Genomic DNA, 21,646 nt, shown 5'->3' with positions numbered 1-21,646 from the left:
GTTCCAAAGAGGCTACAGAACTTTTTACAGCGATATCCATACCGAGCTGCCTTGCAGTTTCACGGATGCGTCGTGTGCAAACCGGGCCGGTAAGGATGCGACCAAATTCCCGGAAGCCGGAGGACGTTCGCAGAGGTGGGGAACACTTCCGGCTTCATTTGATTGGGTTGGTGTTTTTCAGTATCCATGACTGTCTGTTGATAAATAGCTGCCGATCAGTCAAGGTGAAGGCGCTGAAAAGGGAAAATTCGATTGAAAAGGTGGGGTTTCCAGTTTCCAACGGGATATCATTCGAAATGACGAATGTGGAGGACCAGAATTTTACAGGGGTGGGACCGGAATGACGTTAACCCCCGCCTTATTGAGGGCAGTTTTGATCTTTCCTTCCGGAGGGCAGTCGCAGATGAGATTGGTGACTTGATTGAAACTGCACACTTCAAAAGAAGCTATGCGGCCAAACTTGGAGCTGTCTGCAAGAATTGTCACAGACTCGGACTGTTCGATCATGGCCCTGGCTATCTGGGCCTCGTTGATACAGAAATCCATGACACCGGTTTTATGGTCAAGGGCGCCGACGGTCAGGATGGCATGATGTGCCCGGAAGGAGCGGATATGTGCGATAGTCATGCTGCCCACGGTCTGTCGGTTGTCTCCATTGAATTCGCCGCCGAGAAGAAAGGTTTTGATTTGTGATCCTGAAAGACTCATGGTCCTGGCAATTTCAGCCGAATTGGTTACAACGGTCAGATTGCCGATATTTGCAAGTTGTTCGGCAAAATAAAGCGTGGTGGAGCCGGTATCAATAAAGAGCGTGTCCCTTGCTGAAACCAGTTTGACTGCGTGGGAAGCTATGGCTACCTTGGCTGCCACGTTTTCGCTCATTCTGTCACGGAAGGGACCTTCACCGCTGATGGTCGGAATTGACGCACCTCCATGGAATTTCTGTACCTTGCCGGTACGGGCCAGTTCAGTCAAATCACGTCTGATTGTTTCCCTTGAGATATGCAGGGCATGGGCCAGTTCTTCAACGGTAACCTGTTTCTGGCGGCGAATGATGTTGACAATTTCGGATCTTCTTTTATCTGGATTCATAGGTGATTTGGCAGACAACCATGGAGAAAAGATTTAAAATCTGCAAGAAAAATGTACAATTACCTCTTTTTATTCCGGTTGTCAAGATTATGGAGAAAGCTTATAATTATGCTTGTTTGGTCAAGTTAAATGTGGTAATGGTCAATAAAAAGAAAAAGGATTGTAAAATGCTGATTGCGCAAATAAGTGACAGTCATATCGCCGGGTATGGCGACAAAGCATACACGATTGCACCTACTGCTGAGAATCTGGCCCGTTGTGTCGATCATATCAACCAGATTGAACCAGGGGTGGATTTCGTTCTAGTAACAGGGGATATCACTTACAGTGGCAGGGAGGAAGAAGCTGAGCGTGCAGCTCTGCTGCTTGATCGCCTGGATTATCCATTTTATATCGTTCCCGGCAATCATGATTTTCGCAAAACTCTCTGGTCAGTTTTTGGTGGAAGGGCGTGCCCTGAAATGAACAATGGTTTCATTAATTATGTCATCGAAGGCAGGGAACTCCGCCTGATTGCTGTTGATTCAACAGTTCCCGGTGAGCCGGGTGGCGAGATATGTTCCCAGCGGGCAAAATGGCTTGATGAAAGACTGGCTGAAAATCGTGAGCAGCCGACACTTCTTTTTATGCATCATCCGCCGATGAAATTCGGTGTGCTGGAAACAGATGAGGATGGATTTTCCGGAAGCGACCTGCTGGGAGATGTTGTTGAAAAATATCCAAATATTCTTCGTATTCTCTGTGGTCATATACACCTCTCTTCCCATGGGGGATGGCGGGGGAAATTGATCACCACAGCACCAAGCATGGGACTTCAACTTGGACTTGACCTCACTTTGACCCGGCCTTCGGAATTTTACCTGGAATCGCCGGGGTATCTTCTCCACTATTATACACCTGAGAGCAATCTTATCACTCATCTGGTGAATGTCAGAGATATGGACGGCCCATATCTGTTTGAGGATAATTGATCAGTAGCACCTCGTCTTTTTTTGCTTTGAATGGGACATTTGCAAACGATGATCATAACAGGGGTGAGTAGTTACAAATAAATTTTGTTATTTGATTTAATAAAGATCGGCAAAACCTATGATGGAATTGTTTTTGTCGATCAAGAAAAATTTCATAAACAAGGCATGGAACGAAACCTGAAAAAACAAGCTAATTCATTGGGATTCCAATTCGTTCCGTGCCAGTAAAAGACTTTTGTTATTTAGAAGTTAGAATTTTCCAAAATGAGCATCAGGTAACCATAGAACAATCTCAGGAAAGATGATCAGTATGGCTATAGTTCCACACATAATCAGAACAAAAGGCACAATCGATTTATATATATCTCCAATTGTAATTTCTTTGGGAGCCATGGCCTTCATAAGAAATAAATTATATCCAAAAGGAGGTGTTAAATAAGCAATTTGGCATGTAATTGTATAAAGTACACCATACCAGACAGGGTTGAATCCTAAGCTGACTACCAGGGGAATATAAAGGGGTGCCACTATTATTAACATGGCTGTATCATCCAGGAAAGTTCCCAGCAATAAAAAAGAAAGCTGCATGGAAATAATAGTTCCTACCGGTCCAAACCCGTGACTTAAAAACAAATCTTTAATTGCATGAACAGCTCCGAGCCCATCAAAAATTGCAGCAAAAGCCATAGCAGACATTACAACCCACATAAACATTGCACTTACACTTAATGTCTGATCCAATACCCTGTTTAAAATTCTCCAATTTAATCTTCCCTTTATTGCAGCTGCAATAATAGTAGCCACTGCTCCGGTAGCTGCACTTTCAACAAGACTTGTTATACCGAGGAAAAATAGTCCTGACATTGTGAAAACAATAAAAAGAGGCAAGATACCTCCCCTCAGAGCTTTGATTTTATCTCCAAGGGGTATATCAATCTCTTCCTTTGATAAGGCTGGCCCCATCTCTGGTTGTATTTTGCATCTGACAATTATATAAAGAATAAACAATAAAGCCATTAAAAGACCTGGAATTACTCCAGCCAACCAAAGTCGCCCCACCGGTTGCCTTGCTATCATCCCATAAAGTACCAAAACTACACTTGGAGGTATTAATATTCCTAGGGAACTTCCAGCTTGAATGACTCCCGTCACCATTTTTTTATCATATTTTTTCTTAAGCATTTCCGGTAATGCAACACTACTTCCAACGGCCATTCCAGCTACACTCAAACCATTAATTGCCGAAATAATTGCCATTAGAATTATTGTACCGACTGCCAGCCCTCCTTTGACAGAACCCATAACAACATATATAAGCTCATATAAATCTTCAGATATTTTAGATTCTGAGAAAAGATATCCTATAAATACAAAAATAGGTAATGTTACCAAGGGATACCAGTTAATAAGAGTAAAGGCAGAATGAAAGGCCATATCAATACCACCAGCCCCCCAGAGAATAAATGCAAATATAGAAGCTACACCTCCAAGAACCGCGTAAATATGCCGTCCTGTAAGAAGAACGACAAACATTGTAAGAAACATTAACAGGGCTATAAAAGAATGACTCATCACCATCTCCCAAAATATTGTTCCATGATGTAAATTAAAGAAAAAAACGACACATGAATCAACTCAAATATTAACTGGAAAAAACGTTAAGAAGAACAGATTAAGAGTGAAACAGGATCACAGACTACTGCCTAAAATTCAACCTATCGGGAACAATTATAGGACACCAAATAAATTGGATATTATTCTCTATCTTTCAATCTATTGATCCATGAAGTATCCTCACCTGAAGCTATTGCAATGTCCTTTATCAATTCTGAAATCACCTGCAACAACATCAACGAGATACCAATTGTAGCGATAATTTTCATTGGTGCTAAAGGAGGTCCCCAGGCAGAATAGTTTTTTTGCCCATATTTCAAAGCAAATAAAGTGCTATTGATTCCTCCGATAAGCAATCCAGTAAGATATCCAAAGCTGAACACAAAAGTTATGATATCAAAAATAACTTTTTTCTTTTGTGACCACCTTTCGTAGAAAACATCCATTCGAACATGACCACCAATCAAAAGGACAAATCCCCCACCTAGGAGATAATATGCGCCATTTATAAACTCTGTGATTTCCAAAGCCCATTTGTCAGGGTGATTGAAAACAGTTCTCGAAATAGCTTCATACGCTAATATACCGATAATTACGAGAATTAGGAATTTTACTATCTGAGCTATTACCGTGTTTAATGAATCTACAGATTGTACATAAATCTTTAATGGCTTAATCATAAAATCTATCTCTCCTCTGCAAATCAATAACAATTTCTGCCATATCATTTTTCAAACGAAATATGATATGGCAGAAGAACGGAAGAAAATACCAAATGATTATTCTCCGCAAGTATACGGCGAACCTGCTTTTTTTCTGACTTCAGAATATTTTTTAAATGCATCAATAACTTTTGCAGCCCTGGGGCTCTTTTTTGAGAGAGTATCCCAATACTTTGCTGCTTGTTGCTCAACCCCTACCCATTCATTTTCAGGAATAGAGGTAAGCTCCAACTTGGTTCCTTCTACCCGGTATTTTGCTTCTCCCCACCAATACCAGTTGAGCCTATAATAATTTGAGCTTTGAATCATCATTCTAACCAGTCTCTGAAGATGGTCTGGAAGAGCTTCCCATGATTTCGTGTTTACAAAAAAGCCACCTGACCAGGCGCCAGAAATAGGGTTTGTCAACAGATACTTACAGACATCAGCGATTCCTGTTGTATAGAGCTCCGTGGCTCCGGACCAAGAAACACCATCCAACATACCGGTCTGAAGTGCCATTTGTACGTCTTCCACAGGCATCACTACTGGAACTATTCCATACTGTTCTTCAAGGAACTTACCATTAAAAAGAGAAGTAAAAATTCTTAATCCCTTGAGATCCTTTATATGTCTGATAGGTTTGTTGCTGGCAATGAGACATGGGTCCCAACTCCCCTGCGCTAACCAGGTAACGCCATCGATTTCATCATATGCTTCTTTCCATATCTCATTTAAACCATAACGATTCCATAAAACGTCAATATCAAGGCCGATCTTTCCCGCTGCCGGAAAGTATGCAGAAAAGATCGCTACATCAGCGGGCGACCCCATGGATTGATCATCACTGACAACCATGTCCAAAGTCCCTTTTTGTAGTGCATTAAACAGTTCTCCCTGGGGGACCAGTTGGTCAGCAGCGTACAATTCAATTACCATTTCACCATTGGCAATTTTATTAAATTCCTTAATTTTATTGCCAATAATTTCGTCATTCATTGAAGGTCCAGCATAAGTCTGCAATCGCCACTTTATTGTTTTTTTCTTTGCAGTACCACTAAACGCCTCTTTTGGCCCTAAGCCGAAAAAGACGAATGAAGCAGCCAACAGCAAAACAGTAAAGCAATGAATGAATGATTTTTGCTCTGAGAAACGTTCTTTCATTTTCCCCTCCTTGGTGAAGTATTATTGTGACAGACTCATATTTGAATCTGCTTATGCCATATCAATAACTTTGTCGAATAGACGCCTCCACTGGATGAACCGCGCCGAAACGGTTTTATTTAATGGTTCGTTATAAACGATGGAATCAATCTTAACGTCCCTTATATCTTTGAAATTCTCGAAGACTCCAAGCTTTGACCCCGCAAGAAAGAGACACCCTAGAGATGTTAAATCTTCATTCTTGGATTGAATGATTTTCATGCCAGTTAATCCAGCAATGGTTTTCAGAATGGAATCGAATTGATTGACTCTTCCATCTACAGAGAGACTTTTGATGGTGATATCTGTTTCTTTTTGAATGAGCTCAATACTTTGCACTACGCTGAAAGCTATCGCTTCCATGACTGATCCTACCAAATCCAACCTAGTTGTCTGGAGTCCCATACCAATAAATGCTGCAAGGGGTCCACCTCTCCAGTAGGGAGCAGAAACACCGGATAATGCAGGAATAAAATACGGAGATGAGATCAACGGTGAGGTGTTGATCTGTTTGAGTTCAGAATAATCTTTCAGGATTTCATTTCTCCTGAGCCATTCTATCGCTGATCCCACAGAATAAATCTGCCCTTCATACAAGTACGATGTTTTATCGAAAATTTCGGGGAGTATGGATTTGATAATAAGCCTACTCCTGTTCTCAGGATCTTTACCGCTATTAACCTGCAAAAAACCACCGGTACCAAGGGTCAGCTTTGCCTGTCCTTCCCTAAAACAACGATGACCAACCAGCGCCGCTTGTTGATCAACAACTGAGACCAGTATTGGGGCAGTAACACCATGACATTTCGATGGATCTGTTATTCCATAGTCACTTATGGAAGAAGCTAAAGTGGGCATACAGTCCATATTGAGTTGAAAAAAAGACAGAATTTTGTCATCCCACTTCAATCCTTGAAGATCAAAGAGCATGGTTCTTGAGGCTGTGGTAAAATCTGTTTTGAATTTTTTACTCTGAATCAGTTTGTTTATCAGCCATACTTCAGACGTGGCCATCATAAGATTGTTGTCTTCCATTTCCTCCCGTATTTCTCTCACATTCTTTACAAGCCATTCCATTTTAGCTGCCGAGAAATACGAACTGGCTAACAACCCCGTTTTGTTCTCAATGTATCTGTTAAGAGGTTTGTCCTTTTTTAACTGTTTGATTTTCTCTTCACCACGGTTATCCTGCCAACTTATTGCATTATATAATGGTGTAAGGTCATTTTTTCTGAAAGGGATGATGGTTTCACCCTGATTGTCGATGGCAACTGCAGAAATTTCTTTTGGTTCTATACCGGAATAGTCAATGATATCTTTAATTGCGTCCTGGATGCTCTGAAGAATATCGAACGGTTTTTGTTCTATGAAATTATCCTCATGCTCTACGAATTGTATAAAACGAGTCGATTCTGCTTTTGTTTTGCCTTCAAAATCATATAGGATAACTTTAGTAGAGCTCGTACCTTGATCTATCGTCAATACGTAGTCATGCTGTATCATTTAATTCCCTTCCTTTTTTCCTTAAAGAACAAATGCCGTTCAAAATATTACATGTTTTCTCGTATGGTACCCCATTATCATTTAAAGCTATTTAACTAGTGTCCCGTCAACACTGCTCTGACGTATCTTGCTTGTCATTTTTCGCGCCATCCCGCCTGCGGCTTATGTTACATAGCTCACTATGCGCTCAAAGCCGCAGACAGAATGGCACAAAAAATTACAGCGCAATATTACGTCATTTCATCGTTGACGTGACACTAGTCTCAGTTAAGGTTTAAGCCCCCGCCTTGAGGCGGGAAGATTTATCACTTCAAATAGATGTTGTATAGTATAGCGTTTCGTTAAAATCTTTACATGAAAATAGAAGATTAACAATATATAAATAGAAAATTAACAATACATATTTAGTAATTAAATGTACTCCTATATGTAACAAATTATTAAAACGGAGTAATAGTACCTCCAAACGTGGAGGGTTTTATGGAATACAGATATGCAAGTCATACAGTTTTTAATATTGAATACCATTTAGTATGAGTAACAAAGTACCGTTATATGGTTCTTGTCGGTGATGCAGCCTTGTGAGCACGAGAACTTGTCCGGCAAACTTGTGAATCGTTTGAAATCACTACTGTCCGGTTAAATATTTTTTAGTATAACGTAACTATCTGTATACACATATCATAAACGACAATATGACCGTAATCGACTTGAAATCACATCCCTTTCAGAGGAAGATCTTCGGCAAAACCCTGTGGGGGGGTACACAGATGTTTGCTGGACGATTGATTTTCAAGCAGATGGGGTCACAAACAACCGATGAGATGATAAAGACTTATACTGAGCATCATTTTGAACCTAAAAGGGACGACAATAATTTCAAGGCTGAATAAAACGGATCTTTTTTAACCCGTATCCTGACTTTCAGTCGTTAATCCAACCCACCGGTTTTAACCGGTGGGTGTTGAGTTACTGCTTGATCACCTAATGGCAAATATTTACCCAGGAATTTACCCAGGAAATTGATTTTTACATTTACGTCAGCAGTCGAATGCTGCATAACGTCATGAAATTGGCACAAAGAGGGTATTTGAAAGAAACAACTGTGTTATTTGTTCAGCTTCGATTCCTAATCGGAATGACTAATTGTTAACATAGCACGCCCGAATAGTCAACAGAAATATTGATATTCGTTTTTGTTTGATGTCCCTTTCGGGGAATGTGAAAAAATCCCACGCTTTCAAACGAAGATTTTAGTAAGTTTGCGGTATTATAAACATTATCGCAATAGGTCCCTTTCCTTTTATGATCTGAAGATCCATGTTGTGTGGATTACCAAGTACCGCAAACCGGTTCTCTTTAGAGACGTGGCCGTGTCCGGATTCGTGATCTGATCCGAGAGATTTGCAAAGCTCTTGATGTGGAAATTTTGGAAATGAATGTTCAAGAGAATCATGTCCATTTGGTGCTGTCGATTTCCCCCAAATTATCAGTGTCCAGTGTGGTAGGATTTTTGGAAGGAAAGTGTGCGATCAAAATATTCGATAAGCATCTTGATCTTAAGAGGCTTTATTGGGCAGACATTTCTGGGCCAAAGATTATTGCGTGAGTACCGTTGGGCTCGACGAAGAGAAGATTCGCCAATATGTCCGATGGCAACAGGTCAAAAATCAGCGGATGGAACAACAGATGAAACTTTGGAATAACTTACCTTTTCAGGGTCACCTTTTACTTCACCTTTTTAGGGGTAGTTGTTAAATGCAATACGCTATTGCATCGTTTGACTCCTATCCGGGAATTGCTGATTCTTCATGGATCTCTCATAAGCAATAGTTGTTGTTTCTGGTCAGCAGGTTATGAGCAAACACCAGTTCAGCACCCTGCTGCCGACTTTACAGCCACTGTGAGCAATTATGATTTTGAGATTTTAAAACCATAGAGTTGTTATCCCTGAGAGGAATTTCGACGAAAGGAGCTGGATCGCAGTCCAGGAAGGTAAAAATGAATAAACGAAGAGTGGTCGGTCATATCAGTTGTCCGGCCAGGTCCCTGTATATATTCATAGCAACAGTCTTTCCGGCTTGCCAGCATTTACCTGCTACTTCCGCCTTGTGGTGGGCGATATTTCCGGCTGCATAGTAGGACCGGTCGGAACATCTGCCGTATTTATCAGTTACGGGAATTCCTGTGGCAGGTTCAATGTTGAGATGACCCATGCGTGCCAGACTGGATTCAGGAACAAATTTGCCGGTAAAAAGAATGCCGTCACAGGAAATTTCTTCTGCGGAACCCTTCATATCTTCAATACGGACCGCGGAGACTCTGTCATGGCCTATGATTCTGGTGACTTTTGTATTGAGATGCAGGGGGACATTAAAAAACCGGGCAGCGAGGGGTATCGGCCATTTAACTGTTGGCCTGACATTCTCCTCCACCATGGCAACAGGTCGAATACCTGATTTTTTACAGGTGAACAATGCGGAAAAACTGACTATTTCTGTTCCGATAATGATCGGTTTTCTGAAGGGGATCGTGTTTTTCAGGTAGACCATGGACTGCAGGGCACCAGTATTGTAAATACCCAGTGGCCGGCCACCTGATACGAACCTGGCGGATCGTGGTGTTTCTCGGGCCCCCGTGGCTATCAGGACACGTCTGGCCTTGAGCTCGACCGCACCTTCCGGACATACAATTGAAAGGAGTCCTTCGGGTCCGATCGAAATCACAGTTGTTCGCAGTGCAATTTCAATTCCTTTTGCCAGGCTGTCATCAACTATCTTTTCAGCATAGGCAGGACCGGTGAGTATCCGCTTATATTCACGAATACCAAAAGGTGGATGCCCGCAATGGCGCGGAATGCCCCCGGCCATACTTTCTCTTTCGAGAATAATAATCCGGTCAAGGCCTGATTTCTTCAGTGTAATTGCGGCAGAAATCCCGGCCGGTCCGCCACCTATTATGGCCACATCACAGTGGCCGGTTTGAAGTATTTTATTCATGGGCTTCTCCAACTCCTAGGGGATGATCGAATTTATCTTTTGTGAGTTCAGCAAGCCGTGCTGAGCAATAAAAGCCCTGGCATCGGCCCATTGTAGCCCTGGTGCGTCTCTTCAGTCCGGCAAGACTCCCGGCCGGGAGTTTGCCGGTAAGGGCAGCTTCTATTTCTCTCTGGGTAACCATTTCACAATGACAGACAATTTCACCGTACCCCGGTTCATTGCAGTCCCGGGGAAGATGCTCCGCAAGATTTGGAACTGTCGGGATAACAATATTTTTTCTTTTTATGAACGACGCACCCATTGAACGGAGAAGATCGTTGACATGATGGCCAAGTCCCAGGGCCGACGTAAGGCCGGTTGAACGTATTCCGCCAAGGGTGATCCAGTTTCGCTCAGTATCCTGGATGATCCGGTATTCATTTTTCTCTGTTGCTGATCGAATACCGGCGTACGTGGCTGTAACCGGAATACCTGCCAGAGCCGGCAGCATCGTGACGGCTTTTTCAACCAGCATGTTCAGGACATCTTCGGTGACGGATGCATCATCACGGGAATCCTGATCTTCGGCTGTAGGTCCAACCATCATGTTGCCGAATATGGTGGGAAAAAGGACAATTCCCTTTGTCCGTTCTGAAGGAACAGGCAAAATGACGGAATTGATCAGTTTTGAAGCGGCCATATCAAAAACCACAAACTGACCCTTTCTTGGCTTGATCGTGAATTCACTGTTACCCAGAACAGCATGGTCGACTATATCGCCGTAAAGACCTGCACAGTTGATCACATATTGTGCCCGGACAGTTCCACGCCCGGTTTTCAACAACCAGTGACTGCCATCAAATTCTCCACCGGTGACTTCGGCATTAAAAAGTGCCTTGCCTCCGTTTTCTACTGCCTGCAGCAGGTAGGCGAGCGGGGCAGACCAGGGATCAATTACATATTCTCTCGGTACACTGATTGCGGCACGTACATTGCTGTCCAGGTTGGGTTCAATTTTGCGGATTTCTGCTCTGCCGAGAAGTTTCAGGTCCTCGACCCCGTTCTCAAGTCCTTTTTTCAGGACGCCGGCAAGTCTTTCCTCTTCCTCATGGTTCCAGGCTGTGACAAGGGCTCCGGTTTTTCGGATCGGCAGGTTCATGGCTTTGCAGATAGAAAGATATTCCGCATGTCCTTCCTGTACACATTTTAATTCCAGGGATCCTGGAGGTGCATCAAAACCGGTATGGAGGATTGCACTGTTCCCCTTACTGGCACCATCGAGAATATCAGACGCTTTTTCCAGGAGAATCACAGAAGCTCCTTCGAGAGCCATTCGTCGGGCAACTGCACATCCCACAACTCCACCACCGATTATGGCAATATCACCATCTGCCAGGAGTGCGCTGCTGCTGTTGTTACTCTTCATTTTTTCTTCCTGTAAGTTGTTTGTTGAAGTTAGTAGCCGTATGTTAAATAATAATGACCGAACAGTCAATGAAAAAGTGATTCACTTTTTTGCTGAACCCTGCATAAAAAGGTGAAGCAGGAAAAAATGATTGCACTGGGGTGAGACTGTTACAGGGCGCCAGGGAGTGCAAAAATTCTTGTTCGGCCAATAAAATTGTGGTAACAATCAAAGGTGTTTCCTGAAGAAAGTCATAACAGTTTTATAATATAATCATAATACTCGATCATTACAGTGCCCCGGTGTCGAACTTCAGCCGGAGAAAATGAATTGAGTCACATTATCTGAATTTAGGAGTTGTGGAGAGGCGTGTATTGCCGGAAGTGTATACACGTTTTAAAAAAACCTGAATAAAAAGGGGATTAAAAGATGAAAAAACTGGTATTGATCTGTACGGTTGCACTCTTGTTTATTGCCAATGGTGCTGTGGCAAAAAACACCCTGAGGCTTTTGACCTGGAAGGGATATGCACCCGCCAAACTGGTAAAGGATTTTGAAGCGCAGACAGGTATTGATGTCAAGATCACCTATTCCAATAATGAGGAGATGATTGCCAAGCTCAGGGCCACCCGCGGTGGAGGATTTGATCTTGCTCAGCCCAGCCAGGACAGGATCTCTTTTGTTCAGGCAAAATTCCCGGTTTACCAGCCGATCGATTTCAGTCGGGTAAATACTGCTCAGCTGACCGCTTCCATGGTTGAGGCAGTCAAGAAAAACAGTGCATATGACGGGAAGGCTTATGCAGTACCATTCTGTTATGGAACAACCGGTATGATCGTCAACCAGAAAATGGCCCCGGATGCAAAAGACTGGTCGGATCTGTGGAATCCGAAATATGCCGGAAAAATTTCCTACAGGTTGAAAAGACCGCTGCTGATCGCCACGGCCTTCGGTCTCGGGGAAAATCCATTTGCACTGTATAATGATATCAACGCTTATCGAGCCCTGATGAAGAGAGTTGAAAAGACTCTTATTGACGGTAAGAAACTGGTGAAAAATTACTGGACCAGTGGTGATACTCAGGTTGCAATCATTAAGAGTGGCGACGCATGGGTTATTTCCGGTTGGGACGGTAAGGGCTGGAGCCTGCATAAGACCAACCCTGACATAGACTTTATCGCGCCCAAAAGTGGTGCCCTTGGGTGGATAGATACCTTTGCGATTCCTGCAAAATCTAAGAATCTTGATGCGGCATATAAGTGGATTAATTTTATGCTGGAACCTAAAAATGCTGCGTACTTCACAAACAAGGAAGGCTACGGTACGGCTTCCGCCGATGCCATCAAATATCTGAATGAAGATATCAAGGCCAATTTCAGCAGGTCATTTCCCCCAGAGGTGCTAGATAACATCAAATGGCACCCGCCTGTTCCTGAAGGTTTTGAAACAATTGAAGCAAAGGTCCTGGACAGGATCAAGGCTGCCAAATAGCCACAAGGTATTCTGACAGAGGTCTTCTTCCTGAATCCGTGAACTTTGTGTTGCTTTTTCACTGGGCAGCCACGGATTCAGGAGGTGATTTATCCTGTTGCAGGCAGATTTCTTTCCTGTATTGGATAATTCTGGTACTGAAAGTCAAATTACCCCAGTCGGTTTTTTCTTGCCCTGTTGTACCCCAAGGGTAAAAACGACTGAGCTGTTGGGCCAGGCCATGCTGGACTATCCGGAGTAATCCCGATCCATGTTACCGGGGATTGACCCGGGGTTTAAATGGCTTCTATTCAAAAATGATACTTCTCAGGAATAAGCATGAGATATGTTCTGGAAATAAAAAATATCACAAAGAAATTCGGGGATTTTACAGCAGTAGACTCGGTAAGTTTTACTGTGGATGATGGTGGTTTCTTTTCTATTCTCGGTGGTTCCGGTTGTGGAAAAACTACACTGCTGCGGATGATTGCAGGCTTTGAAGAGGAGACAGATGGAGAACTGTTTATCCGCGGAGAGTCCATGAGAGGCATTCCACCTGAAAAACGACCGGTCAATATTGTTTTTCAGAATTTAGCCCTTTTCCCCATGATGAATGTGGAAAAAAATGTTGCCTTTGGTCTGCAGAGACAGAAATTGCCAAAGCAGGAGATCAAACACCGAGTGGCAGAGATGCTTGAGCGGGTCGGTCTTGTTGGATTTGAAACGAAAAAGGTGACCGATCTATCCGGTGGCCAACGTCAACGGGTGGCTATTGCCCGGTCTCTGGTGCTCAGGCCGTCTATTCTTCTTTTGGATGAGCCTCTGGGCGCACTGGATAGAAAACTGCGGGAACATATGAAAATTGAACTCAAAGTCCTTCAGAAAGAGATAGGAACCACTTTTATTTACATTACCCACGATCAATCGGAAGCGCTGGTTATGAGCGATAAAGTTGCCGTGATGAACGAAGGTCGCTTCGAACAGATCGATACGCCGAAAAACCTCTACAAAAACCCTAAAACCTCCTTTGTTGCCGGATTTGTCGGTGAAAGTAATGAGTTTTCGGTTGCCGGCTACAGTGACGGCGTACTTGTTACCGAGAGCGGTTGCAGGTTGAAAAGACCTGGCCTGGATTTTCAACCACGCAAGCTTTTCATGAGACCGGAAGCCTTTATCCTGAACCCGTCCCCCGATCTTGAGGATGTGGAACTCATTGATATGAAGATCAAGGCTATTCTTTTTGACGGTTCCAACACGAAAATATCTGCAAATATCAGCAACGGTAATGATGATGTTCTGATCTCTCTTCCTCAGAATGCACAGTTTGAAGATCTTAAGGAAGGTGATGAACTGCAGGTTGGTATTCATTATGATGATTTAAAATGTTATCGGGACTGAAGATATGAAAAAAAGAAGCGGCACGTTTTATCTCTTGCTGGTACCTGTCCTTTTATGGCTTGTAATGCTGATCGTTGTTCCGCATCTGGATATGTTTTTTCGTTCTTTCCGGTTTGAAACCGATGAAGGGACGATGATTTTTTCCCTGAACAATTATCTTGCTTTTTTTGAGGACCAGATTTACTGGCTCACCTTCGTTGAGACGGCAGTTTATTCCATCGGCGTTACTTTTCTTGCCTTTGTGGTTACCTTTCCGGTGGCATTCTATCTGACCAAGGTTGTGGCAAAAAAATATAGCAGTTTTATGGTGTTGTTGCTTTTGATCCCCATATGGATCGGAGAGCTGGTCACCATTTACGGATGGATGATTCTGCTCAGTGACAGTGGAATTATTAATAATTTTCTGATGCGGATCGGCCTGATAGACACGCCTCTTCCCATGTTGTATAACAGTTTCAGCATGACTATTGGTCTGCTCTATATGTCCATGCTCTTTATGATCGTCCCCATGATGTCCGCTCTTGAAAGTCTCGATGATTCCCTGATTGAGGCTGCAAGCGACCTCGGCGCTTCCAAATGGACAATTTTCTACCGGATTATTATCCCCTATACTACTCCAGGAATTGCTTCCGGGGGAATTATCGTATTTATGCTGGTGATTGGTGACTATGTTGCGCCCAATATTCTGGGTGGAAAAAGTTCTCTCTGGTTTACGGAGCAGATCTACAATAAATTTCTGGCCACCTTCAACTGGAACGAGGGAGCTGCCTTTGGTTTTCTGCTGCTTATGTTGTCATCTACCATTATCTGGATCGCCCTGAAATTGACGGGACAAAAACTTGAGAAGGTTGGATCATGATACGTACATTACCATGCTCACGGCTATATAAGGTTGGGTATTCTTTTTATATTTTACTGTTTTATATCTTTCTTATCATGCCACTGGTTACGATCTGTGTGCTGGCATTTAATGATTCGAATTTCATTGCCCTGCCCTGGAACGGATTTTCCCTGGACTGGTTTTTTGCGGATACGGATGACCGGCTTGGCCTGTTTAAAGATCCCGACCTGATGATGAGTGTCTGGACAAGTGTGGAAACCGGTTTTTTTGTGGCCATGTTTTCTACCATTGTCGGCACCATTGCAGCACTGCTTTTTGAAGAGGAAAAGTTCAGGTTCAAAGGGATGCTCTATTTTCTCGCTCTTGCTCCTCTGGTTATTCCCGGGGTAGTGCTTGGTATTTCGATATTGCTCACTTCAACGTATACCGGGACCTATATGGAGGAGACCTTCGGCTGGAACATGGAATTTCTAAGCCCTGGGTTCTGGCTGGTTGTTATCGGGCAGTTTTCTTTCGGAGCAACCTATGTGATGCTTCTGGTGGGTGCCCGATTGAAGAAATTTGACAAGGTGTTGGAGGAAGCTGCACTCAGCCTGCGGGCAACCCGGCTTGAGGTGATCAGGCTTATAACCATCCCGTTCCTGCGCCCTGCCATTATCGGTGCCTTTGTGGTCACATTTTTGATCAGTTTTTCAAACTTCAATACAACAATTTTTCTTATCGGCTCTGACCCGACCCTGCCGGTTGACCTTTATTCACGCATTAAATTCAGTTCAACGCCTGTTCTGAATGCTGTTTCGTTTATGATTGTCATGTTTATCACCCTTTCCGCGATGATAAGCTTTGTACTTAACCGGAAAAAAATCTGAACCGGTGAAGATTCAAATTACTCAAGTTATCCTGAAATTTATAACAACCCGGGAGAGGTGTGATTCGTTGAAGATTTTTTGAAAAACAGGTAAGGTGCTCTTCCTATGAACCATGCCACATGGTTAAGTCTTGAGGCCACTCTGAAATATTGATGTAACGTTGCCCTTCCGTTAAAAAACAAAAAATCTGCTGACGATGATCCTGGACACCATTGTAGAAACTAAGAAAAAAGAAGTTGCTTCCCTGAAAAAAGAGGGCATTCAATTGCCCCCTTCTTTCAGGAAAAATGAGGTAGAATCCCCTCGTGGATTTCGAAATGCGTTAGTTTCCTCTCCTGCCGTTTCCATTATTGCCGAGGTAAAAAAAGCCTCCCCGTCCAAGGGTGTTATCAGTGAGAATTTTGAGCCCGTCCGTGTTGCTGAAAATTATGAAAAAAATGGTGCGGCCGCCGTTTCAGTGCTCACTGACGTCGATTATTTCCAGGGTTCACTGCTCTATCTCATGCAGGTGCGGCAAAGTGTGAAGCTGCCGGTGTTGAGAAAAGATTTTATGATCGATGAGGTGCAGATCAGGGAGGCTGCTTTACATGGTGCTGATGCTGTTCTGCTGATAGCAGCAATCCTTGACAGATCCAGGTTGCAGGAGTTTCGACTGTGTGCCACGGAATATGGCATGGATTCCCTGGTGGAGGTGCATAATGAAAAAGAAACAGAGCTGGCCATTGAATCCGGAGCTGATCTGATCGGGATAAATAACAGGAACCTGAAAGATTTCTCTATGGATCTGGAAACAACTTTTCGTCTGAAAAAAATGATTCCGGTTGAAATTCCTGTTGTCAGTGAGTCCGGACTTCGAACTGCAGAGGATATTGTCCGTCTCAGGGAAGCCGGGGTAAGTGCTGCCCTGATCGGTGAGACCCTGATGCGGGCGGGGAGTGATTCCGGATTGCTGAGGGAGCTGAGGAGAGGGTGAATTCTGTTGCCAGAACAAGGGTAAAGATGTGTGGTACGACCAGATTGGAAGATGCTGCTGTCGCCGTGAACTATGGTGTTGATGCCCTTGGATTTATTCTATATAAACCCAGTCCCCGGTATATTTCCGCCGAAAAAGCAAAGAAGATCTGTGACAGCCTGTCTCCTTTTGTTGATCGGGTCGGGGTTGTGGTGAATGAAGAACCTGACCGGCTTATATCTCTGGTTGGAACAATCGGATTTTCCCATCTGCAGCTCCATGGCGATGAATCTGTGCCCTATTGTAAGAATCTCAGGGAGAATCTTCCCCATGTGAAACTTCTAAAGGCTTTCCGGGTAAGCGAGCTATCTGTTACGGAAGATTTTACTCCCTATGAAGATTGTGTCGATGGTTTTCTTTTGGATACCTGGGTGAAGGGGGAGAAGGGAGGAACGGGAAAAGCATTTGACTGGTCTATAATCAGAAGACTGGTTTTACGTCTTCCTGTCGTGCTTGCCGGAGGATTGAATGGACAAAATATCGGTGCCGCAATAGCTTCGGTGAATCCCTATGCGGTGGATATCAACTCCGGTGTGGAGAGTGCGCCTGGGATAAAAAATCATAGGCTATTAAAAGAGGTTATGGGGAAAATTTATTGCCAAAACATATAGTTAATCCCTGTCCATGAATGGTTTTCAGGCCCGGTATCTGCGTTGCCCGGTCAGGGGTGCATATGAGCAATAACGTCACATGGATAGTCATCGGGCTATAATAAAAGCTCCTTTGTAACCATAATCATGCAGGGCCTTTTCGGCTCTTCTTGCATTTTTCAGGGTTGTTCCCACATAGACCTGGACCCTGTAGAGTATCGACAGGGGGCCATAGTATTTTTGGATTACTGTTGTATGTCCCGCGTCGGTAAACCGTTTCTGCAGTTTCAACGCGTTGATCTTCCGGGCAAAGGCACCAATCTGTACATAGAATTCTCCGGAATTGAAATCCGGATATGATGATCTTTTTTCAGCCAGAGCCACAATTTTGACCCTGGCAACCCCTTCACTTACCAGGCCTATTTTTTTGGCGGCCCTGTAGCTCAGGTCAATAATTCTTCCCCGGATGAATGGTCCCCGGTCATTGACCCGCACTACGGTTTCCCGACCGTTGTGCAGGTTTTTTACCAGCAGCATGGTATTCATCGGCAGGGTTTTGTGAGCAGCGGTCATGGAATACATATTGTATATTTCACCGTTGGAAGTCCTGCGGCCATGAAAATCACGACCATACCATGATGCAAGGCCCGTCTGGATAAATCCGGAGGCGGAAGGAATGGGATAATACCGTTTTGCATTGATTACATAGGGTTTCTGCGTATGATGGCGTCGGGTGGCGGACTCAACCCGGTCTGTCAGCCAGAGAGAACAGAAGATGATCAGGAGAAATGTAATTCTGAAAGTATGCTGTCTGTTGAAATTATTGCTGCCTGGTTTCATTTTTTAGAAAAGTACTGATACGATTTTTATAGAAGAGTCCGGCTGCACCGGTAGTGTGGGGCGTATAGGGGCGTAGTCCGTTATGTTTTGAGTTGGCTTTTTGAGAGTCAATGCGGACTTTCTCTTCTTCATCAATCCAAGATAAAAAGTAATCAAGTGCAGGTCTTACAGTTGTGAGTGTACCATTTTTATCTCGGTCAAGCAAAACCGGCTGCCAGCGGCGCATACCATATCCTTTGTACCAGAGTCCGATTTTTTTCCTGCCGTTAATCTTGTCTGCCATTTCAGGGGGGAGTTCTTCCCTGTCATAATCTGTATTATTGGTCAGTATATCTTCTATCTCCGAGCTTCCCTGTCTGGTCAGAAAGATCCATGGATCAAAATCGTCGGTATCTGACCTGAGGAAATGTCTGCCGAAATCATTGAAACTCCACCGGGCATGACAGACCTGGCAGGATATTTTTTTTATTAAAGGCCGTTTTGTCGAATTAGGATTGTCATGTGGCTGTGGTGGTCCGTCTATTTGGTTCGGTTCCTCCGTTTTATTCTGAAAATGTGCTTTGTTTTCCAGGAGAGGGATGCGATGGACCTTGCCGGTAGCGGATAACAGGAAATAACCGCTGTCCTTTCTGGTTATTCTGGGCGGCAGTATTTCGTCAAGCTGTGTTTTCCAATGACAGTCTGCACAGGTCGTGATTTTCCGCCCTTCGCCTACGTTCATCAGTGATGAGCCGGAATGGCAGTCAATACAGAGCAGACCGCGCTTCTGGTGAATATCAGGCTGAAGCTGGTGGAATTCGAGACCATAGGGGCGGGGTTGTGGATCATCTGTTCTGTACGGGGTTCGATATTCGTTGTTGAAATCATGTTCAAACCGGCCGTAATAATCGGCACCGACCCTGTTGCCGTAATGACAGGACAGACAGTTTTTATCCCCGGGACTGCTGAAGACATGGGAGAACCTGCCGTCTTCCCGTTTGAGGTGGCAGGCTGCGCATCCTGTTCCCCGGTGGGTGGCTGGATAATTATCACCGGCGGAATAGGGATGACATCTGAAACATCTTCGTCGCAGGAGATCGTCGGCAAGATCAAGGGTTGTTTTTATTTTGTCGTGTTGTGGTGTTTCAAGAAATGAATCAAGTTGAATTTCGGCGCCAAAGGCCTGTCTGAACAGGTTTGTGCTATTTTTCAGGGTGAAATGGAGGGAGTGGCGCACGTCTTTTACAGCGTCTTCATGACATCCGCCACAACGTTTCTCCATATTGTCCGGATGGGAAGGATGGCGAACCATATTGAAATGGGCCACATCTTTTTTCCTGCTCCGGCTGTTACCATCGTGACAGGTTGTACAGCCTGTCTGGTGATCTCTGTCGAGTTTCATGGTGTGGCAACTCCTGCAACTGTTTTCCCTGTTTTGAACCTGTTCCTGACAGGAGGAAAGACAGAACAGGAAAACCGGAAGGGTGAGTGTCAGCAGGATATGGCTATATGGCGGGAATCCGCATTTCATTATTTTCAATTTTCGATATTTGTTTTTGATCCCTATGATGGAGCAGATACATTTCTAAATAAACGGAGGTTTATAGCAGGTTCATTAAAAAAACATATTCTGTAAAGAATATCCACATCTTCGCTGTTGGTTCGGGGGAAAATCAAGGTAACAGTTGAACTTTTTCCGATTACCTGATATATAGGCGTACTGATTTTATCCAGGTTTGGAAAAGGAAAATTGCCAGCATAGCTCAGTTGGTAGAGCGGCGCTCTCGTAAAGCGCAGGCCAGCGGTTCGATCCCGCTTGCTGGCTCCAAATATAAAAAAAAGGATTTACAGCCGATGCTGTAAATCCTTTTTTTCTGAATTCGTGAGCGGCTGCCCGAAAATTCAAAATCAGTCCTGATTGCTCATAAAAATATGAGCAGTTCGGGTTAGAGCTTTATAACGTTTTGTGCGGCGGGGCCTTTCTGTCCGTCGACAACATCAAAACTGACGCGCTCGCCTTCGTCGAGGGATTTAAAACCGTCTGCCTGGATGGCGGAATGATGAACGAAAACATCCTGACCTCCATCCTGCTCGATAAAGCCAAAACCTTTTGCGTCATTAAACCATTTTACTGTTCCATCTGCCATTGCTGATACTCCTGTGTATTTGGGATTCTTTCCCGTTTTGTGAATTGCTGATAACCGACTGAGGTTTATCGGCTTCAACCGTATTGCCGGCTGAGTGTGCTGCCACATCTCTTCATGGTGAAGAGATGTGGCTGAAATATATTTATTTGGTAATTGCTCACAGGTACCCCAGCTTTTCACGGTCTCTTTTGTCCGCATAGGTAGGCTCTAGCAAACAAAAGAGCCTGCAAAAATCTGTGGCACCTGTGAGCAATTACAGTTCAGAGGTAATAAAATCATATAATTGCTACCCCTGTGAGTAGTTACTTTATTTGTAACTATTTATTATCTAATAAGGAAGGGGGGCAGCCTTCTGTATTCGGCGTTTATCTGCGGCGTTTACCTTTTTTCTGAGGCTTGGCCTCATTGCAGACAAGCTGTCTATGTCTGTATTCTTTCTTGTTGAGTGTTTCCATCGCCCGATGACCTTCAGACCTTGTAGCCATTTCCACAAAGGCAAAACCTTTCGAGCGACCTGAGAAGTGATCTGTCACCAGGCTTGCATTAACTACCTCACCATAGGTGCTGAAGAGTTCCAGAACTTCGGGTTCTGTGATGTCATAAGGTAAATTGCCGATAAAAAGTTTCACTCAGCTTCTCCAGAGGTTGTGATCGGCCAGAGTCTTTATCGGCATCAGGACTGCAGGAAAACTGCAGAAGGGGTGACGAGTAATACTTTGTTTGATCTGATTTTCAATGATTAAACAAAGCATAATAATGTATGTCGGCGTGGAAAGCAAGCTTTTATTTTTTTATTCCCCCTGGCGGCAGGGACTTTTCCGATATCAGTGGTTACTCTGGGCGGCAGTGTCTACATTGTGATCCTTTTATATTCCATTTTCACTGTTCCCGGGAAAATGGAATACTACTATTTACCCGAAATAAAACGATAAAAAATTATAATGTCAATTTTTTCTTCTGGCACATGGTTTGCTCTTGTAAGAGAAATGCACGTAATATCCGGAAAAAGCAATGTGCTGTCTAGTCCGGACTA

General features: G+C 43.8%; 20 protein-coding genes, 1 tRNA gene and 1 pseudogene. 11 read left to right on the top strand and 11 right to left on the bottom strand.

Annotated elements, in window-relative coordinates:
* A partial coding sequence (locus ACXLDX_RS01415) for a hypothetical protein (RefSeq protein WP_457575403.1) occupies positions 1–190 on the top strand: 190 nt, incomplete at its 5' end.
* A gap of 131 nt (positions 191–321) precedes the next feature.
* Here the strand turns inward: ACXLDX_RS01415 and ACXLDX_RS01410 are convergent.
* Complete coding sequence (locus tag ACXLDX_RS01410) at positions 322–1,092, bottom strand: DeoR/GlpR family DNA-binding transcription regulator (protein ID WP_457575402.1); 771 nt, start codon at positions 1,090–1,092, stop codon at positions 322–324.
* A 167-nt stretch (positions 1,093–1,259) separates the two neighbouring features.
* On the opposite strand from ACXLDX_RS01410, the gene ACXLDX_RS01405 reads away from it, so the two are divergent.
* A complete protein-coding gene (locus tag ACXLDX_RS01405; protein WP_457575401.1) occupies positions 1,260–2,063 on the top strand; it encodes a phosphodiesterase in 804 nt (267 codons plus the stop codon).
* A gap of 249 nt (positions 2,064–2,312) precedes the next feature.
* Here the strand turns inward: ACXLDX_RS01405 and ACXLDX_RS01400 are convergent, their stop codons facing one another.
* From ACXLDX_RS01400 to ACXLDX_RS01385, 4 genes are all read right to left on the bottom strand, one after another.
* Complete coding sequence (locus tag ACXLDX_RS01400; RefSeq protein ID WP_457575400.1) at positions 2,313–3,635, bottom strand: TRAP transporter large permease; 1,323 nt, start codon at positions 3,633–3,635, stop codon at positions 2,313–2,315.
* A gap of 182 nt (positions 3,636–3,817) precedes the next feature.
* On the bottom strand, positions 3,818–4,357 hold the full coding sequence (locus ACXLDX_RS01395; protein WP_457575399.1) for a TRAP transporter small permease subunit: 540 nt from the start codon (positions 4,355–4,357) through the stop codon (positions 3,818–3,820).
* Positions 4,358–4,456: 99 nt separating this feature from the next.
* Positions 4,457–5,542: a TRAP transporter substrate-binding protein DctP gene (dctP, locus tag ACXLDX_RS01390; protein ID WP_457575398.1), complete on the bottom strand. Its 1,086-nt coding sequence runs from the start codon at positions 5,540–5,542 to the stop codon at positions 4,457–4,459.
* Positions 5,543–5,593: 51 nt separating this feature from the next.
* The gene (locus ACXLDX_RS01385) at positions 5,594–7,084 is read right to left on the bottom strand and encodes an FGGY family carbohydrate kinase (RefSeq protein WP_457575397.1); all 1,491 of its coding nucleotides are present in this window, start codon (positions 7,082–7,084) and stop codon (positions 5,594–5,596) included.
* Positions 7,085–7,564: 480 nt separating this feature from the next.
* Here ACXLDX_RS01385 and ACXLDX_RS01380 point away from each other — a divergent pair.
* Together ACXLDX_RS01380 and tnpA are read left to right on the top strand one after the other, a co-directional pair.
* Positions 7,565–7,666, top strand: a pseudogene (locus ACXLDX_RS01380) (IS200/IS605 family transposase); the annotation flags it as partial.
* 799 nt (positions 7,667–8,465) lie between these two features.
* Positions 8,466–8,693 (top strand): IS200/IS605 family transposase, encoded by a 228-nt coding sequence (gene tnpA / locus ACXLDX_RS01375; RefSeq protein WP_457575404.1) that lies wholly within the window; start codon positions 8,466–8,468, stop codon positions 8,691–8,693.
* Between the two features lie 415 nt (positions 8,694–9,108).
* Here tnpA and ACXLDX_RS01370 read toward each other — a convergent pair whose 3' ends face one another.
* Together ACXLDX_RS01370 and ACXLDX_RS01365 are read right to left on the bottom strand one after the other, a co-directional pair.
* Positions 9,109–10,083, bottom strand: a complete 975-nt coding sequence (locus ACXLDX_RS01370; RefSeq protein WP_457575396.1) for an NAD(P)/FAD-dependent oxidoreductase — start codon at positions 10,081–10,083, stop codon at positions 9,109–9,111.
* Positions 10,076–11,488 (bottom strand): NAD(P)/FAD-dependent oxidoreductase, encoded by a 1,413-nt coding sequence (locus ACXLDX_RS01365; RefSeq protein WP_457575395.1) that lies wholly within the window; start codon positions 11,486–11,488, stop codon positions 10,076–10,078. Before ACXLDX_RS01365 ends, ACXLDX_RS01370 begins: the two co-directional genes overlap by 8 nt.
* 408 nt (positions 11,489–11,896) lie before the next feature.
* Here ACXLDX_RS01365 and ACXLDX_RS01360 point away from each other — a divergent pair, with 408 nt between their 5' ends.
* From ACXLDX_RS01360 to ACXLDX_RS01335, 6 genes are all read left to right on the top strand, one after another.
* Complete coding sequence (locus ACXLDX_RS01360) at positions 11,897–12,958, top strand: extracellular solute-binding protein (RefSeq protein WP_457575394.1); 1,062 nt, start codon at positions 11,897–11,899, stop codon at positions 12,956–12,958.
* 318 nt (positions 12,959–13,276) lie between these two features.
* Positions 13,277–14,335, top strand: a complete 1,059-nt coding sequence (locus tag ACXLDX_RS01355; RefSeq protein WP_457575393.1) for an ABC transporter ATP-binding protein — start codon at positions 13,277–13,279, stop codon at positions 14,333–14,335.
* Positions 14,336–14,339: 4 nt separating this feature from the next.
* Complete coding sequence (locus ACXLDX_RS01350) at positions 14,340–15,194, top strand: ABC transporter permease (protein WP_457575392.1); 855 nt, start codon at positions 14,340–14,342, stop codon at positions 15,192–15,194.
* Entirely contained in the window at positions 15,191–16,045 is an 855-nt protein-coding gene (locus ACXLDX_RS01345) for an ABC transporter permease (RefSeq protein ID WP_457575391.1), read from the top strand. The genes ACXLDX_RS01350 and ACXLDX_RS01345 overlap by 4 nt, the downstream gene beginning before the upstream one ends.
* A gap of 196 nt (positions 16,046–16,241) precedes the next feature.
* Entirely contained in the window at positions 16,242–17,018 is a 777-nt protein-coding gene (gene trpC / locus ACXLDX_RS01340) for an indole-3-glycerol phosphate synthase TrpC (protein WP_457575389.1), read from the top strand.
* Entirely contained in the window at positions 17,015–17,668 is a 654-nt protein-coding gene (locus tag ACXLDX_RS01335) for a phosphoribosylanthranilate isomerase (RefSeq protein WP_457575388.1), read from the top strand. Before trpC ends, ACXLDX_RS01335 begins: the two co-directional genes overlap by 4 nt.
* A gap of 87 nt (positions 17,669–17,755) precedes the next feature.
* On the opposite strand, the gene ACXLDX_RS01330 is transcribed toward ACXLDX_RS01335, so the two are convergent.
* Both ACXLDX_RS01330 and ACXLDX_RS01325 read right to left on the bottom strand, forming a co-directional pair.
* Positions 17,756–18,487 (bottom strand): septal ring lytic transglycosylase RlpA family protein, encoded by a 732-nt coding sequence (locus ACXLDX_RS01330; protein ID WP_457575387.1) that lies wholly within the window; start codon positions 18,485–18,487, stop codon positions 17,756–17,758.
* Positions 18,468–19,997 (bottom strand): cytochrome c3 family protein, encoded by a 1,530-nt coding sequence (locus ACXLDX_RS01325; RefSeq protein WP_457575386.1) that lies wholly within the window; start codon positions 19,995–19,997, stop codon positions 18,468–18,470. The genes ACXLDX_RS01330 and ACXLDX_RS01325 overlap by 20 nt, the downstream gene beginning before the upstream one ends.
* 221 nt (positions 19,998–20,218) lie before the next feature.
* On the opposite strand from ACXLDX_RS01325, the gene ACXLDX_RS01320 reads away from it, so the two are divergent.
* Positions 20,219–20,294: transfer RNA gene (locus ACXLDX_RS01320), tRNA-Thr, on the top strand.
* A gap of 118 nt (positions 20,295–20,412) precedes the next feature.
* On the opposite strand, the gene ACXLDX_RS01315 is transcribed toward ACXLDX_RS01320, so the two are convergent.
* Together ACXLDX_RS01315 and ACXLDX_RS01310 are read right to left on the bottom strand one after the other, a co-directional pair.
* Positions 20,413–20,613, bottom strand: a complete 201-nt coding sequence (locus tag ACXLDX_RS01315) for a cold-shock protein (RefSeq protein WP_457575385.1) — start codon at positions 20,611–20,613, stop codon at positions 20,413–20,415.
* Between the two features lie 365 nt (positions 20,614–20,978).
* A complete protein-coding gene (locus tag ACXLDX_RS01310) occupies positions 20,979–21,242 on the bottom strand; it encodes an RNA recognition motif domain-containing protein (RefSeq protein WP_457575384.1) in 264 nt (87 codons plus the stop codon).
* Positions 21,243–21,646: the final 404 nt, after the last annotated feature.

The sequence above is a fragment of the Desulfomarina sp. genome (genome assembly GCF_054039375.1).
The sequence above is the reverse complement of the archived record's forward strand: the minus strand, read 5'-3'. Positions and strand labels throughout refer to the sequence as shown.